The sequence below is a fragment of the Bythopirellula polymerisocia genome (assembly GCF_007860015.1).
Classification (GTDB): Bacteria; Planctomycetota; Planctomycetia; order Pirellulales; family Lacipirellulaceae; genus Bythopirellula; species Bythopirellula polymerisocia.
The window spans coordinates 601,208-617,416 of the sequence record NZ_SJPS01000002.1 but is presented as its reverse complement, the minus strand read 5'-3'; the positions used below and the strand labels follow the sequence as shown (position 1 = coordinate 617,416).

Here is a 16,209-nt window from a genome sequence, read left to right as displayed (position 1 = left end):
TTTTTTCAAGGGAGTACGATATGGCAGGCGATGTACTGAGCCAGGATGAAGTAGAAAATCTACTAAGTTCCTTGGAGAGTGAACCCGATCTCCAAGAGCAGCAATTGAGTGTTCCTCTCCCGGCGAAGCCTCGTGAGAAGGTCACCGTTTACGATTTCAAACGTCCCGAGCGGGTCGGCAAGGAACAGATGCGGGCCCTGCAGACAATGCACGAAGGTTTCGGCAGAAACTTTGGCGCTGCCTTGTCGGCGATGCTTCGCAACATTGTCGAGGTGAAACTGACGAGTGTCGATCAGTTAACCTACAGCGAATTTGTATTCAGCCTTGAGAACCCGACTTGCTTCAATATTGTCAACGCCCCTCCGTTGGAAGGACAATTAATTCTCGATCTCAATCCTTCGATCTTGTTTCCAATCATCGACCGGCTGCTAGGTGGGAACACGATGTCGTCGGCACCTGTGCGGAGACCTCTGACGGAGATTGAATTGAGACTCGTCTCACGCATCACTGGGTTGTTCTTGAGTGAGATGCAGCAGACCTGGGAAAATGTACTCAAGTTTGACCTGTCTGTGGATCGGGTTGAAAGCAATCCACAGCTTGTGCAAATCATTCCTGCCAACGAAGTGATCGTGCTCATAAGTTTTGAGCTAACGGTTGGTGAGACTCGAGGGATGATCAATCTCTGTATTCCCTACAACTCGATCGAGCGTGTAAGCCACAAACTCTCCTCCAACAACTGGGTCAGTTATCGCAAGAAGCCCCCGACAGAAGAATCGATCCAGATGCTTAGTGACCGACTGGCGGACGCCGCTGTCGAGGTGGTTGTCAACTTGGCAGACACCAACATCTCCACCGCTGATTTGATCAATCTGAAGGTCGGCGACATCATCGCCACCGAGCAGGATGTCTCAAAACCGCTAGTCGTCTCGGTCGAGGGAAAATCAAAATTCCACGCCAAGCCAGGACAATACAAGGGCCGCAAGGCAGTCGAGATTACCGCTCTTCACGAAGATCATCACCTGCAATTCGACCCTCAGAAGGCTATGTCGCTGAAAAAGTCACAGGCTGAAAGCGCCTGATTTTCAGATATTATCCCCCGGGTAATTGACATTCGAGGGGGTTGCAAGCGACAATAAAAGCATAGTTAGTACTTTTCTAATTTTGAGAATGAATAAAGTTACAAGCGGTCTCACGCTTGTTCATTGGAATCCCCTCAGTGGGATTTGCCGGGAAGAGGGCCTGAGTTCGGAAGTGATCAACTCCAGTCGATGGGGTAGTTACACCGAACTTAGTCGAATTGCGTTGTAAAGTGTTCTTGCCAAGATACGGGTTCGATGGTTGTGTTCCATTCGCTGGAACGCTATTGCTTGAATCATAGGCCGTAGGATCTTTTTATCTTGTCAAGGGCTTTTTAAGATCAGCTTGGTCTCTTGTCTCAATTGACCGCTCGGCTGGCGGTGTGACCACCGCGTGTAATCGCAAGGAGACCTGTGATGGGTATCTCGGTGACTTGTCCCAACGGGCATGAATTTAAGGTCAAAGATAAATATGCAGGCAAGAAGGGTTTGTGTCCCTTCTGCCCCGGCCAGGTCAAGGTCCTTGTGCCTGATGCGAATTCTTCAGGCGTGCTTGAATCCGCCGCATTTCGCGCGGTTCGTGAGGAACACAATCCAGGCGGGTCGTCGGTGCTTGATGAAGGGGATTCCCATTCCAACGAAAGTAGCGTCAGTTTGCTGGGCTCGTCGGTGATTCGTCACAATATCAAATGCAAGTGCGGCGAAAGGGTGCCGATGTGGTTTGCCAAGTGCCCCAAGTGTGGGTCTTTCTTAGAGCATTTTTGACGAGGAATGCGACTGATTATGCTGATTGTATCGAACGAATGCCGTCTTATTCACGAGAAACTTGACAGTCGAAAAATCCTCTGCCTAGTATGAAGTTGGGAATCTCTCATTTCAGTTTCCAGGGGTATTCATTGTGGTTCGTGCATGTCTGCAAAAAATTGTTCTCAGCATTCTCCTTTCGTTGATTACTTTGCCATGGGCGGTGAGTGCAGAAGTTGCTCCAGTCTATCAACGGGATCGAGGAAACAATCACTCGGGTGGTCCTTGGCGACATCCAGGGGGATACCAATTTGGGCTCGGCTATTTCGGCTTTCCGCCACAGGTCTACGGGGGCAACTGGTATCAGCGTCCTTACCCGACCCATTTAGATTTCTTTCGACTGCGAAGTGCTCCGCCAGCTGAAGTTCTCGGTTATCCCTGTATAGTTGATGACGAGAACCAGGAGCCGTGATTAGCGACCGAAGCCAAGGCTGAAGCTAAATACCTGCTCGCGATCAAAGGAGGCGCTTGCTACCGGGAAGGCGAAGTCGAGTGCGATTGGGGCAGGGCCCATGGCGGGAACAGTTACCCTCAAGCCGAAACCAGGGGCGGCGCGGAAGTTGTCAAGATTTACGTCTTGCTCGACCGTTCCAAAGTCGCAGAAGACAACGCCATTGAGCATGTCGTCAGCGGTGATGGGGAACAGATACTGCAATGAATTGAGCCACTGGAAATCACCGCCGGACTCGATATTTTGCCCACTCACGTTGGTTACAGGATTCGCCCCGCGGAAGCGGAATCCACGGAGGGTCGCGTAACCACCTGCATAAAACCGATCGTAAATCGGTGCGTCTTGTCCCATCCAGCCTACGGCGGTGGAGTAGCTCACCACATGGCGACCGGAATGGTCGGGTCGCTCGCTCATCAGCCAGTAGGTTCGGAATTCGGCCTCGATGCGGGGGTAGACAAACGACCCCAAGACTTGCTCTGCTCCCAATTCCAGGTAGTGCCCTTGGGTTGGTAGGAAGCTGCTGTCACGTGTGTCGTTGATGACTCCAACCTTGAATCCTTGCAGGTTGTTATTGCCCACAACTTCGTCCAGATCGGGGAAGGCTCCTGGTGCCGTGGCGATATTGCTAATGTTGACGTTTTCGCCACGATAGGTGAGCAAGGTCGAGAGATCTTTGTCTAGCCATTGATAGCCTAGGGAAACTCTGCCACCCAACCGTCCTTCATCCCAATCATCATAACGACGGTCGAAGTAGGAACCACTCAAACCGAGGCTAATAGGTGAATCGAAAAGGTAGGGTTCCTGAAAGCTCACAAGATAGCGATTCACACTACTACCAGGTGAGGCATCGATGCGAAAACGCTGCCCAGCACCGCGGAAAGCGGTTCCATTGCGAATGTCTTCCCAGCTGCGAGGCAAACGCTTCCAGTCGAAATTGCGTTCGTCGATGACGATGTTACCTACGATACCTGCATTGGAGTTGATGCCGGCACCTATCTGCAGGCGGCCGGTTTGAGTTTCCTGACCATCGAAGATGATGTCGACCGTTTGTTCCGGGTACGGTTGCCCTGCGAAGCCAAAGTCTCCATTGGGCAAAACCTGATACCCAGGGACGGGATTTGCAGGGAATCCGAGAACTGCACCAGAAGACTGCGAGGGGGGAGGAAGTGACTCCGAAAATTGAACCTGTTGGACCGTGTTGGTACGGGTAGGGGGTTTGGTAGCAGGTCCGGTCGCGCCTACAAGTTTTCCGCCATAGGGAGAGTTGGCCGAGTTGGGAAGCGTAGCATAGGCACTCTGAGTTTGATTAGCAGGGCTTTGGCCTCGAACTGATTGATAGGGATTGCCCGAAAGGGGAGGCGTATGCTGAGCAACGGTCGGTCGCACCCACCAAGCAGATTGGGGCGCAGTGGATTCAGGGCTTTGACCACGAATGGTCAGGGGTTCTTCGACCGTGTTCTCGTTTGCCGGAAACTCAACCTGGCGAGGTACCAAGCCTTCTTCCTCTAGCCACTCTTGATAGTGCTGCCAGTCGTGGCATTCGACGTGAATATCCAAAGGTTGAGAGTCAGCGAGTGGGGAGGGCAATGGTCTGGCAATTTGGTACCCAGGTGGTGGCAACACACGAGGTCCAAAATTGTCGGGGCTCTGACCTCGCAAGCCAGATCCTTGGGGGTTGCTACTAACGCGCGCTCGGGGGCCATCCCCTGGAAAGTCGTCGGCTAGCCCCATGCTCACATCTTCGGGGATGCGATACGTAATTTTGGGCCTCAATCCAGACGCGGGATCGGAGTGATAGAGTCCACTTGCAATCAGGCGCCGCTCGCTGGCTTTGATTTCACGAATGTCGACGATATCCCCGGGGCGGACTGACATACGGTTTATTGCCGTCTGAATCCGGGTATGGGGATTATCTCCTCCGATGTGGACAATGATCCGTCCAACACGGAATTGCTCACCCTCGCCGATGTGATAGAGCAGATCGACTTCCCCCGGTTCTTCGAGGAAAACCGGTTCGGGTCGAACATCGGCGAAGACATAGCCGTGACTGCCGTAGAGTTCTTGTATCCATTGGGCATCGGCACTCATTTTTGCTTGCTCGAAGGGTTCTCCCCCTTTGAGTTTAGCTGCTTCAGCCAGCGCAACCGGCTCGAACTTGGAGTTGCCGAGGAATTTCACACTACGAACTTCATAGCGAGGACCTTCGGAGATGACAAATGTCACCTGAGCCCATTTCTTCTCGTCGTAGTAATCGACCTTGCGACTGATCTTGGCTTGGAAAAAACCAAACGACCGGTAGTACGCAGTGAGCAGGTCCACGTCTGAATCGATTTGGTCGCGGTTGACATAGCCTTTAAGTAACTTCAGCATCGGCGGCTTAGTCTTAATGATGGACTTGAGGCGACCAGACGAAACGAATTCGTTGCCAACGAACTCCACGTTCCAGATTTTTTCGGTGTTTCCTTCATTGATGAGAAATGAAATCCCTTTGTCGGTCGGCTTGGTCCCTTCCAGGATGGTAACCTGGGCATGGTTGAAACCCCTCCCCTGGTAGTACTCCTCCAGCTTGCGACGGGCTTCTTCGACGGCGTAGGGATCAACTGCTCCGCCGGACTTGAGCCCTGTTTCCTTAGCGAGTTTTTTGTCAGAAACCTCTTCATTGCCGAGGTAAGTGATGTAGCGAATCGTGGGTCGTTCGACGACCTGAAATATTACTACCCGGCCTTGAGGTGTCGTCTCGTAGAGCGGTTTGACATCGATGAACCAACCCAGATTAGCCAGTCGCCGGACGTCTCGCTGTACCACGGAGCGGTCGAATGGCCGGCCGACTCGTGTGGTGAGATGGCTGGCAACTTGCTCAGCAGAGATTGTATCATTGCCAGTAAAACGGATTTCCTTGACCAGTTCTGCCGGATTCAAGGCAACGACTGCCGCAGAGGGATTCGTGTCCTGGGCCTGACTGGCACCAATTGGCCCCCAGAAGCAGACTGCCATTAGCAAAGGTATCTTTACGAAAAGCCCCTGAATTCGACGGTGTTGCATGTTTCGATGCATGGGCAATTCGAGATTCACTTTGCGGAGATAAGCTTGGTGTATTGGTCGACCACGCGCAAAGTGCGTGTAGAGACCACCTTTCAGGCCGCAGAGAAATAGCGGATAGACAATGCCCCGACAAGCCGAATTCTCAACGGGATGGGGCGAGAATGAATGAACTTCGGGGCTTTTGCGGCAAGAAATAGAATCCGCCGCCAAAAATGCTAGCAGAAAGAGGTGAGTAGGTGAGGCCAAATTGTCACCTACTCACACTCAATCAAATTCTTCGTAGGCTTTCTGAGAGAAATTGCGAAAACGCGTGAAATCGTGAAGGAAGGCAAGTTTAATGTCACCCGTGGGGCCGTTGCGTTGCTTGCGGATTAGCAATTCCGCCTCGCCACGGAGTCGTTCTTTCTCCTCCGGATTGTTTTCGTAGTATTCCTCCCGATGAATGAACATCACCAAGTCGGCATCCTGCTCGATGGCACCCGATTCACGCAAATGGCTAAGTTGTGGCTTGTTGTCGCGCGAGGACTCGACTTGTCGATTCAGCTGAGCCAGGCACAGGACGGGAACGTTCAACTCACGAGCCAAGCCCTTGAGTCGCCGAGCAATCTTCGCCACCTGTTCCTGACGCGGGTCGCGGGCGTTGTCGGGATCGATCAACTGCAGATAGTCGATCACAATCAGGGAAAGGTTTTCTCGTCGCTTGAGTCGCCGTGCATTTGCTGCGATTTCCGTCATCGTGCGACTAGGTGAATCGTCGATGTACAATGGTGCTTCGCTTAGTTCACTCGCACATCGCACGAGTTTGCGGCGTTCTTCGGCGGTGATAGTTCCGTTGCGGAGTCGATGTCCGTTGACCTCAGCAACTGAACAGAGTAGGCGATCGCCGAGTTCCAAGGCAGACATTTCCAAGCTAACAAACAACACCGGCGAACGCAGTTGAAACGCGACGTGCTCGGTGATATTCATAGCCAGTGCGGTTTTGCCCATGCTAGGTCGGGCAGCAAGAATAATCAGTTCCGAGTTTTGCAGGCCTCCAGTTAATTGATCGTAATCGTCAAATCCGGTTTCCAAACCGCCGAAGGCGTGTTGATGGTCCATGCGGGCATCAATTCGCTCCAGAGATTCGTGCAAGACCTCGTTGATACTGCTGAGGTCATGCGACCCACGTGATTCGAGGATGCCGAAGACTTTTTCTTCGGCGCGACTCAGAGCCATGCGAGTCTCAAGTGAAGGATCGAAGGCATCGTGAACGATGTCGGTACCGGCATGGACTAGTGACCGCAGGACTGCCTTATCTGCCACGATCCGCGCATAATACTCGGCGTGGGCGGCAGTAGGGACGATCTGGCCAATCTCGGCCAAGTAGGCGGCCCCACCGATCGACTCGTACTGATCGGCCGAGCGAAGTCTTTCTACGAGCAGCATCGGGTCGATGCTTTGACCTGCGTCGTGCATCTGAAGCAGGTGCTCGTAGATACAGCGATTGGCGTCATCGTAGAAGTCGCTTTCTCGCAAGATCAAGGCGACTTCATCGAAAACGGAAGGAAGCAGCAGAATACTTCCCAGGACCGATTTCTCGGCTTCGGTGTTTTGCGGCAATTGCCGCGCCATAGGAGAATTTGCTGAATTACGCTGGGCCGCAGAAGGACTCCGTTCAACAGCTGCCACGGTGAGTACGCTCCATCTCTACGAGGCAGTGAACCCATGCAGGTTCACAAGAATGCAACAGGCAATGCCACAGGCGGTTAAGGCGCGAGCAGCGGCTATTTGTCGTCGGAACCGACGGTGGGGACGACCCACACCTTCAGTTCGCCATCGACATCATTGGAGAGTCGGAACTTGACCGTGTACAGCCCCAATTCCTTGAGTACCCCCTCCAGACGGATCTGATCGATCTTGAGCTGAATATCCACTTTTTTCAGGGCCGCTACTATTTCCGTAGCACCAACGCTGCCATACAAGTGGCCATCTTCGGTGGCATTGGCTTCGATGGTGATACTCTGCTTAGAGATCTCGGTAGCCTTCTTGCGCAGATTCGATTGATGCACTTTTTCCAAGGCTTGCAGCTTAGTGCGATGCTTGTCGACCATCCGTTTGTGGTGATCGGTGGCGAGGGTGGCCATTCCCTGGGGGATCAGATAGTTGTAGGCGAACCCCGGGCGAACTTGCACGACATCCCCTTGATGTCCCAGGTCTTCCACACTGTGAATCAGTAGTAACTCGATCCCTCCGTTATCACCCTTGGGAAGGCGCTTTCCAGCATGGGGAAGTCTCTTGAGTTTTCGTGGCTTTGTTTTCATGTTTTTATCGTTGTTGGGTAAAACAGCTTTGTCTGATGGTTATCTAAGATTGAATTCGCGGTGGGAAACTAGAAGGGGATCTCATCGGAAGGTGGTGATGATGAGCTTACGGCCGCTTCGGAGGCGTATTCCTGCGACTCGTCTCTCGCCGAGGAACGACTACCGCCGCCCCCTCCACCGCCACCACCGCCGCGTCCGCCGACCATTTGCATTCGCTCGCCGATTACTTTTAGCTTGGAGTGCTTCTGTCCGTCTTTTTCCCAAGTGTCTAGCTTGAGTCGGCCTTCGATGAGTACGCTGGAACCTTTGCTGAGATACTCGTTGGCGACTTCAGCAGTGCGACCCCAGAGAGTAATGTCCACAAAAGTGGTTTCCTCCGTCCATTGGTCGTTGCGCTTCACCCGGTCGTTGACGGCCAGACCAATATCGGTCACGGCCATGCCACTCCCGACATAACGCAGTTCAATGTCGCGGGTTAGATTGCCGAGCAGAACAACTCGATTGAAACTTGCCATGGCAACGATCCTTCTTTCAAATACTCTCGAAACTTAAGCGGACTCGAAAAATGCGGGGCGATGTGAAATACGATTGAAGGAGGCACTATACGCCAACTTCTTCTTCCTCGATTTCTTCCTCAGCATTTTCATTGTCATCTTCTTTATCACTGACCGGTACGGCACGGACGACTCCGCCGCCACGGGCGTGCTCCAGGATGGGTTCTACCAGAGCTCCCGGCAAGCGAATGAACAGTTGCCGCAAGATATTGTCCTGAATTTCACACTCGCGCGTTAGACCGGTGAGATTCGAGGTAGGCATGCGGAAATAAGTGATCCAATAGGCACCTTTGCGATGTCCTTTGATGGGGTAGGCTAGACGCCGTTCTTCCCAGAGCCGACTGACCTCGATGTGGCCTCCGGCGGCTTCGATCAATCCATTCACTTCTTGCGCCAGACCATCGTGATCCCGCGCATAAGCGTTCGCATCCAGAATAAACAAGCCTTCGTAAACGCCAATATTTTCTTCCAAAACCATTACTCCGATTTACTAGATAATCCACTCGATAGCTTTAGGGCTATTGTAAATGTCTAGTCGACCCTATTCGGGCAGACTCCCATTGAATTGACTCATTGCCAAGTTAATTCCTTCACTTATCCAGACCTCGATTGCTTCGACTGCTCGAGTCGTCTGGTTTTTCACGACTTTGCGTTCAAGGGAGGTAAACTTTCCCAAAACGTAATCCACCGGGTCCCACTCTGCAGGCACCGGGCCGATTCCGAGCCTCAAACGCGAAATCCGGTCCGTGCCAAGCTGCCCAAACGTGCTGGCCAGTCCCTTTTGCCCCCCATCGGATCCCGCAGCACGAAGCCGGAGGGTTCCGAGGGGAATGTTAAAATCATCGCATACAACCAGCAGGTCTTCGTTGTCGATCTTATAGAAGTCCATCACTTGCCGAATGCTGCGTCCGCTCAAATTCATGAACGTCTGAGGCATTAATAGCAAGGTTTTCTCAGTACCGACCAAACACTCCTGGAGGTGTCCTTCAAACTTCAAACGCCCAGTTGCTGTTGCAAAGCCTTGAGCCAACAACTGGATGACTTCAAAGCCTATGTTGTGTCTTGTTCCTTCGTATTTCTTGCCGGGATTTCCCAGGCCCGCGACCAGCTTCATAGCCCCTGTCCTCCTGTAACCCCTGTACTCCTAAAACTCAGGGGCCCGAAACCCAGAAGGTTGAGCAGCAAGGACTATTCCTCGGCTTTTTCCTCGTCGTCATCCTTGCGACCAATGATCTCAGGCTCAGCACCACTGCCAGCCAATTCATCTTCCTCAGGCACAACAGTGGGCTCAACGCATTGCACCAAGATCATATCAGGTTCGCCAAGCACAAGGGCTCCTTCGGGCAAATCCTCAATGTCAGCAACCCGAAGTTCGCCACCCAAATGGAGATGGTTAATATTCACATGCAAGTGTTCGGGGATGTGGCCCGGATCGGTCTCGATTTCCAGAAAATGAACGAGATGTTCAACGACACCCCCTTCGTGTTCGCCCGGGGCTTCACCACGCAGTTGCAGGTCTACCTCGACCTTCACTCGGTCTTGTGCTTCTACCCGCAGCAGATCGACATGCAACACATGCTGCTGGAAGGTGTCCCATTGGATGTCTTGCAAAAGTGCCTGACCTTCGGCAGCCCCTTTGAGTTGTACCAGCTTGGCGCCGTGGCGAAGTGAGGTTTTCAGATTTTCGGCGGAGATCTCAAGACTCAAGCATTCCTTACCATGGCCGTAAAGAACCGCTGGCAGTTTCCCCGCCCGGCGGAGACGGCTGTTATTGAGTTTCCCTAGTAGATCACGTTTTTTGACTTCCAAGACTTCCGACATCTCTACCTCTGTAAATTAACCGCCGCGGTACTAGCCGCCCGTCAATTGGGCCAATGCAAACCTTCGATTGTCCGCTATTTCGGGAGAAATTCAACCCCATGAAATGCCGCAGAATGGAGTATTTTGAGCAGCTCGTTAGGCACCAGAGGGGAAGGTCGTCGGCGCCACTTGCCTAACTAACAGATCCGATCGCTGGGCGACACGGAAAAAAGGCAGCCGCGTCAATGAAACAACCGGCTGATCGACTCATTGCGGTGGATTCGTTTGACGGCCTCTCCCAGGAGGGGGGCAATGCTCAGGACCTTGGTCTGAGGGAGCATTTGCTCGGGGGTCAGCGGGATCGAGTCGGTGCACACGATGCTGTTCAGGTTGGCTTTGCTGAGACGCTCGATGGCTGGGCCACAAAGAACGGCGTGGGTACAAGCGACGTGAATCTCTCGGGCTCCGCGATCTCTCAGAACGCGAGCCGCACCACAAATGGAGCCTGCGGTGCTGATCATGTCGTCGAACATCAGTACGATCTTGCCATCCACGGGGCCACCGATGACGTTCTCTTGAGTTGTGTTCTCGGCACTGGTACGGCGTTTATCGACGATCGCTACCGTTCCCCCTAGTCGCTTGGCGTGTCCAAGTGCCCGTTTGATACTCCCTTCGTCGGGGCTGGCGATCACCAGATCGTCGCTGGGGATGTTCATCTTCAAGAAGTGCTCGTTGAGCACGGGGGCTGCATAGAGGTGGTCTACGGGAACATCAAAAAATCCCTGAATCTGGGCGGCGTGTAGATCCATTGCCAAAACGCGGTCTGCTCCAGCTCGGGTGATTATGTTCGCCACGAGCTTGGCAGTAATCGGTACACGTCCCTCGTCCTTGCGATCCTGCCGGGCGTATCCAAAGTACGGAATGACTGTGGTGACACGCTCTGCACTGGCTCGTTTGCAACTATCGATCATCACCAACAGTTGCATGAGTGTTTCATTGGCGGGGGGAGAGGTCGGCTGGATTAAGTAGACATCGCGTCCGCGGATATCTTCTTCAATCTTGCAAGAGGTTTCGCCGTCGGGGAATGAGCCCAGCGCGATCTTGCCGAGGCCGACTCCCAAATAGTCGGCAATTGCCTTGCTCAGTTTGGGGTTGGCGTTGCCACTAAAAATCTTGAGATCGGTCATGGAGAATAGCCTAGTTTGAAGGGGACATGCTCTGGATCGCTGCCTCGACCAGTGCCAGCTCATCCCGGTTGTTAATACTCATTGATTCGCAAGGCTGTAACACTTTTTCTGCCATGACTCGTTTGCCAGCAGCAAAGAGAACTGCCGGGCAATCGGTAATGTAGTATTCCTTTTGAGCGTTTTCATCGGTCAGTTGATTTAGCGCGAAAAGCAATGCTTGCGAATCGAATAAGTAGGTGCTGACGTTGACTTCGCAAAGTTCTCGTTGGTCGGGGGAGGCATCTTTTTCCTCGACAATGCCGACAAACTCGCCAGCCTGATTGCGGACGATTCTACCGTAGCCGATGGGGTTCTCTTTATCCACCGTTCCTATCACACAGTCACAATCTGCGGCCGAGAAGTTCTCCAAAAGCCTGCTGATGGACTCAGCCTGTAGGAGCGGCGAATCTCCTGCCACGATAAGCACTGGGCCTTGGTGCTGGGACAGTTGGTCGCGACACATCATCACGGCATGCCCGGTGCCAAGCTGCTCATGTTGCTCGGCAAACTCGATTTTCGGCTCAGTAGATAGCTCAGCCCGAACCAGTTCAGCCCGATAGCCGACGACCACCAAAATGCGGCCAACACCAGCAGAATGGATGGCGTCGATCACATAGCGAATCATTGGCCTCCCAGCGACAGGAACGAGCACCTTGGGGAGCTCGGATTCCATGCGGGTGCCTTTTCCCGCCGCCAGGACGATAGCCAACGTGGTGTTTTCAGGCAGATTTTTTGGCATGGCAGGGTAGACGAATCGAGTCAAAGCCTAGGGAAATCCCCTCGAATCAATGTCTGGTGGTGGAGACTCCAGACAGTTGGAATCCATGGACAGGCTCGAGGCTTGCCCCGTGGAGCTATCTTGCCATGAATGCGCCTCTGTTGCCAGGGTCAGGGGAAATCCTCCTGGCTTGCCTCTGAGCGGGTCTTTCGTCCGTCGAACCCAGGCGCTAAAATGCAGGATTCTGCCCCACGTGCAAACTTATGCTGTCTGGCAGCAACCCCGAGAGTACCCTGTGAATACTGTCCTCAATCCACCGCTCCAGAAACGCTCCAAACCAAGGAAAATAGTTTTGCAAGACGCGATTCAAAAAGCCGACGTCCTCATCGAAGCGATGGGTTGGATCCGTCAATTCCGGGATAAGATTACTGTCATCAAGCTCGGCGGTAGTGTCATGGAAGACCCCGATGCACTGCGCCACCTCTTGGTCGATATTGTGTTTATGGAAACTGTTGGCATGAAGCCGATTGTCGTCCACGGCGGAGGAGCAGCCATCAGTCGGGCGATGGCCGAGGCTAAGATCGAACCTCGTTTCATTCATGGCCGACGCTATACGGACGAGGCGACCCTGGCAATCGTCGAACGCGTGTTGGCAGGTGAGATCAACGAGTCCCTGGCTGAGAGCATTGAGGAGTTTGGTGGCCGGGCGATGCCGCTCAACTTTTCTGGACAGAACAACAACGTACTTTTTGGGGAACGGCTTGAAATCCTGGATGAAGAGGGCAAGCCCATCGATCTGGGTTATGTTGGCACCGTAACTCAGGTTGACCGCGAAACTCTCGACAATCTGACCTACGCCGGGCAAGTGCCGGTGATTCCTTCTATGTGTGAGACGGCTTCCGGAGAGCGTCTCAACGTGAATGCCGATACGGCTGCCACTGCGGTGGCTCAAGCCGTGGGAGCCGAAAAGCTGATTTTTCTCAGTGATGTGAACGGAGTTCGGCGAGACAAGGAAGATCCCGATTCACTGATTCATACTCTCTCAGCCGACGAGGCGCAGGAGCTGATTGCCGACGGCCGGATCGAATCAGGGATGATCCCCAAAGTGCAGGCTTGCCTGGAGACGCTAACCAAGGGAGTGGGCAAGATTCATATCATTGATGGTAGGCTACGTCACTCGCTTCTGTTGGAAATCTACACAAACCGAGGAGTCGGGACCGAAATCATTGCCGAACCTATTTGAGCCCTGCCGCCTCTGTAGGAGACTCATGCTCCGCACCTCAACCTAAGGAAATATCAGTGCCCATTGCCGAGAAAACAGCTATTTCGCAAGCCACCTTGCAGTTGTTTGATGACTATGTAATCCCAAACTACGGGCGTTTTCCTCTGTCTCTGGTTCGAGGCGAGGGTTCGCACGTGTGGGACGACCAGGGGAATCGCTATCTCGATTTTTTCCCCGGGTGGGGCTGTAATCTCTTGGGACACTGTCCGGATCCCGTCGTAAAAGCAGTTCAGGAGCAGGTGGCAGAACTCATCCATGTGCCGAACTCTTGGTACATGGAGGCTCAAGGCCAGTGGGCAAAGCTCTTGAGCGAGCGGAGCTTTGGCGGCCAAGCGTTTTTCTGCAATTCGGGTACCGAAGCCAACGAAGCCGCGATCAAACTGGCACGCCTGAACAGTTCTTCCACGAAGTACAAGATCATTTCCTTCGAGGGAAGCTTTCACGGTCGTACCTACGCAGCGACGACCGCCACAGCGCAGCCCAAATACCACGAAGGGATCGGACCGCTACTGCCAGGCTTTATTTATGCCCCGTTCGGCAACCTTGAAGCTGTTGCCGCAAAGGTTGACGATGAAACGACCGCCATCCTGGTTGAACCAATCCAGGGAGAAGGTGGCATTCGTATTCCTCCCGAGGGATTCTTAAATGGTTTGCGGAAGCTGGCCGACGAAAGAGGCTTATTGCTCATCTTTGATGAAGTTCAAGCCGGCTGTGGTCGCACGGGCAAGTGGTTTGCTTATCAGCATTTTGGTGTAGAGCCGGACATCATGACGCTTGCCAAAAGCTTGTGCGGCGGGATCGCAGGTGGGGCGATGTTGGCTAGAAAAGAGATCGCCAAGAGTCTTCGACCAGGAATGCACGCTGCTACCTTCGGGGGCAACCCTATCGCTGCCCGTGCAGGGATTGCCACGATCGAGATGATCGAAGAACTTGGGCTCTTGCAGCGGGCAACCGAACTGGGCGAAGGGTTTCGTAGGCAGCTAGCTACGTTGGTCGATGAGCTTCCCTATGTTGCCGAGTTGCGAATTTGCGGTCTGATGATTGGCTTAGAACTCCGCGTGCCAGGGGCTCCTATCGTGCAGCAGTGCCTCGATCGTGGCCTGTTGATTAATTGCACTCAGGGCAACGTCATTCGCTTGCTCCCGGCGATGACCCTCAGCGATGAACTGCTGGAAAGTGGTTGCGAGATTCTTGCCAACGTGCTTCGTGAACATAACCCTTGAGCCACATCCCAGGCCAATCTAATCGAACGCTCAACTGGACGAAGAGGATTCAATAATGAGACACCTGGTAACCTTACGTGATGTAACAACCGAAGAGATTCAGAGAATCTTTGCGCTGACGTCCGATTTGAAAACCAAACTGGCTAAAGGGATTCGCGAGCCGATCTTGCCCGGACGGGTTATGGCTCTGGTATTTGAGAAGCAATCACTCCGTACGCGGGTGAGTTTCGAAGCCGGCATGGCCCACATGGGGGGATCCTCCATCATGTTGGGAGACGACGCTGGTTTTGGCAAACGGGAACGAATCGATGATTTTAGCCGCGTGCTAAGCGAGTACATCGATGTGCTGGTGATGCGCTGTAAACTGCATTCGACCGTAGAGGAAGTGGCCAAGTACGCGTCCTGTAGTGTGATCAATGGGCTCACCGATCAGGCTCATCCATGCCAGGCGCTGGCAGATTTGTACACAATTCAGTGCCATGTGAAGTCACTCAATCAGTCCAAGCTTGCCTGGGTAGGTGATGCGAACAATGTGGCGCGCAGCCTGGCGCTTGCTTGCGGCAGGCTGGGTGTGCACCTTGCAGTGGCCAATCCTCAGGGCTACGGTTTTTCTGACGAGTTTATTGCCGACTTGAGCAAAGAGTGTCCCGGCATGAACCTCACACTTACCAGTGATCCTGTGGAGGCCGTCCGCGGCGCTAATGCTGTTTACACCGATGTATGGGCAAGTATGGGACAAGAAAAGGAGCAAGAGCAACGCCGCAAAGATTTTGCTCCTTTCCAGGTGAACGGAAAGCTGATGGCCGCAGCACCTTCGGATGCACTCTTTATGCATTGCTTGCCAGCCAAGCGGGGTGAAGAGGTTACAGATGAAGTAATGGACAGCCCTAATAGCGTAATCGTCGAACAGGCGGGTAACCGCATGCATGTTCAGAAGGGAATCCTGGCATGGTTATTGGCCGCACAAAAATAATCCCTTCTTTCATCAAAATTTCCCCCACGGAAAGTGAACATGATGCCTGATCGCGCAAACAACCGCGCCGCCGACACCTTGCGGACATTTTTACTCGAACGCAATGTGCCCGGGGCGGCTGCTGGAAAAGTGCTTGTTCGTGCGGGTAGTACCACGGTCCTTTGTACAGCCAGCATTGAGAATCAGGTGCCGCCGTGGCTTGAGGGACGTGGCAAGGGGTGGGTGACCGCCGAATACAACATGCTTCCGGGGAGCACATCTCCGCGAAAACAGCGTGATAGAAGCGGGAAGGTCGATGGCCGTAGCTCCGAAATCCAGCGTCTGATTGGTCGTAGCTTAAGAGGGATAGTCGATCTTGCGGCTCTCGGTGAACGCACAATCACGGTAGACTGCGACGTACTCGAAGCCGACGGTGGGACACGTACCGCTAGTATTTCCGGCGGTTATGTGGCTCTGGCGGAGGCAATAGGGTCCCTCCCAGAATTCCAATCCGGCCAACTTCCCTTTACCGACAGTATTGCAGCGGTAAGTGTCGGAATCGTCGACGGCGAGCCCTTGTTGGACCTCGACTACTCTGAGGATGTGCGGGCTGATGTCGACATGAATGTCGTGATGACGGGTCGCGGCAGATTTGTCGAAGTCCAAGGATCCGGCGAGGAAGCCACCTTTGATAAGGCTCAGCTACTGGCCATGATTGATCTGGCAGAACGGGGCATCACCCAGCTCAGCCAATTTCAAGCAAAACATCTCGAGCATTAAT

16 protein-coding genes are annotated in these 16,209 nt (G+C 53.4%); 7 read left to right on the top strand and 9 right to left on the bottom strand.

Going from position 1 to position 16,209, the window contains the following annotated elements:
- Positions 1 to 20: 20 nt before the first annotated feature.
- From fliM to Pla144_RS08585, 3 genes are all read left to right on the top strand, one after another.
- Positions 21 to 1,079, top strand: a complete 1,059-nt coding sequence (gene fliM / locus Pla144_RS08595) for a flagellar motor switch protein FliM (protein ID WP_146450056.1) — start codon at positions 21 to 23, stop codon at positions 1,077 to 1,079.
- Between the two features lie 414 nt (positions 1,080 to 1,493).
- A complete protein-coding gene (locus Pla144_RS08590; RefSeq protein ID WP_146450054.1) occupies positions 1,494 to 1,841 on the top strand; it encodes a hypothetical protein in 348 nt (115 codons plus the stop codon).
- 133 nt (positions 1,842 to 1,974) lie between these two features.
- Positions 1,975 to 2,292 (top strand): hypothetical protein, encoded by a 318-nt coding sequence (locus Pla144_RS08585; protein WP_146450051.1) that lies wholly within the window; start codon positions 1,975 to 1,977, stop codon positions 2,290 to 2,292.
- Here Pla144_RS08585 and Pla144_RS08580 read toward each other — a convergent pair whose 3' ends face one another.
- From Pla144_RS08580 to Pla144_RS08540, 9 genes are all read right to left on the bottom strand, one after another.
- On the bottom strand, positions 2,293 to 5,325 hold the full coding sequence (locus Pla144_RS08580) for a POTRA domain-containing protein (protein ID WP_197530512.1): 3,033 nt from the start codon (positions 5,323 to 5,325) through the stop codon (positions 2,293 to 2,295).
- 312 nt (positions 5,326 to 5,637) lie between these two features.
- Positions 5,638 to 7,041, bottom strand: a complete 1,404-nt coding sequence (gene dnaB, locus Pla144_RS08575) for a replicative DNA helicase (RefSeq protein ID WP_231936248.1) — start codon at positions 7,039 to 7,041, stop codon at positions 5,638 to 5,640.
- A 95-nt stretch (positions 7,042 to 7,136) separates the two neighbouring features.
- The gene (gene rplI / locus Pla144_RS08570; protein WP_146450047.1) at positions 7,137 to 7,673 is read right to left on the bottom strand and encodes a 50S ribosomal protein L9; all 537 of its coding nucleotides are present in this window, start codon (positions 7,671 to 7,673) and stop codon (positions 7,137 to 7,139) included.
- 68 nt (positions 7,674 to 7,741) lie between these two features.
- Positions 7,742 to 8,188, bottom strand: coding sequence for a single-stranded DNA-binding protein (gene ssb, locus Pla144_RS08565; RefSeq protein WP_146450045.1), 447 nt, complete (start codon positions 8,186 to 8,188; stop codon positions 7,742 to 7,744).
- Positions 8,189 to 8,273: 85 nt separating this feature from the next.
- Positions 8,274 to 8,699 (bottom strand): 30S ribosomal protein S6, encoded by a 426-nt coding sequence (gene rpsF, locus Pla144_RS08560; RefSeq protein WP_197530511.1) that lies wholly within the window; start codon positions 8,697 to 8,699, stop codon positions 8,274 to 8,276.
- Between the two features lie 69 nt (positions 8,700 to 8,768).
- Positions 8,769 to 9,341: an aminoacyl-tRNA hydrolase gene (gene pth / locus Pla144_RS08555; RefSeq protein ID WP_146450040.1), complete on the bottom strand. Its 573-nt coding sequence runs from the start codon at positions 9,339 to 9,341 to the stop codon at positions 8,769 to 8,771.
- A gap of 74 nt (positions 9,342 to 9,415) precedes the next feature.
- Positions 9,416 to 10,048: a 50S ribosomal protein L25 gene (locus Pla144_RS08550; protein ID WP_146450038.1), complete on the bottom strand. Its 633-nt coding sequence runs from the start codon at positions 10,046 to 10,048 to the stop codon at positions 9,416 to 9,418.
- 221 nt (positions 10,049 to 10,269) lie between these two features.
- Complete coding sequence (locus Pla144_RS08545; RefSeq protein ID WP_146450035.1) at positions 10,270 to 11,214, bottom strand: ribose-phosphate diphosphokinase; 945 nt, start codon at positions 11,212 to 11,214, stop codon at positions 10,270 to 10,272.
- Between the two features lie 10 nt (positions 11,215 to 11,224).
- Positions 11,225 to 11,992 (bottom strand): sugar phosphate nucleotidyltransferase, encoded by a 768-nt coding sequence (locus tag Pla144_RS08540; RefSeq protein ID WP_146450033.1) that lies wholly within the window; start codon positions 11,990 to 11,992, stop codon positions 11,225 to 11,227.
- Between the two features lie 331 nt (positions 11,993 to 12,323).
- On the opposite strand from Pla144_RS08540, the gene argB reads away from it, so the two are divergent.
- Genes argB through rph form a run of 4 tightly spaced genes read left to right on the top strand, consistent with a single transcriptional unit; the run spans position 12,324 to position 16,208 of the window.
- Entirely contained in the window at positions 12,324 to 13,214 is an 891-nt protein-coding gene (gene argB / locus Pla144_RS08535; protein WP_146450452.1) for an acetylglutamate kinase, read from the top strand.
- Between the two features lie 56 nt (positions 13,215 to 13,270).
- Positions 13,271 to 14,476: an aspartate aminotransferase family protein gene (locus tag Pla144_RS08530; protein ID WP_231936247.1), complete on the top strand. Its 1,206-nt coding sequence runs from the start codon at positions 13,271 to 13,273 to the stop codon at positions 14,474 to 14,476.
- Positions 14,477 to 14,531: 55 nt separating this feature from the next.
- Positions 14,532 to 15,449 (top strand): ornithine carbamoyltransferase, encoded by a 918-nt coding sequence (gene argF, locus Pla144_RS08525; RefSeq protein WP_146450031.1) that lies wholly within the window; start codon positions 14,532 to 14,534, stop codon positions 15,447 to 15,449.
- Between the two features lie 39 nt (positions 15,450 to 15,488).
- Entirely contained in the window at positions 15,489 to 16,208 is a 720-nt protein-coding gene (gene rph / locus Pla144_RS08520; RefSeq protein ID WP_146450029.1) for a ribonuclease PH, read from the top strand.
- The last annotated feature ends 1 nt before the right edge of the window (position 16,209 follow it).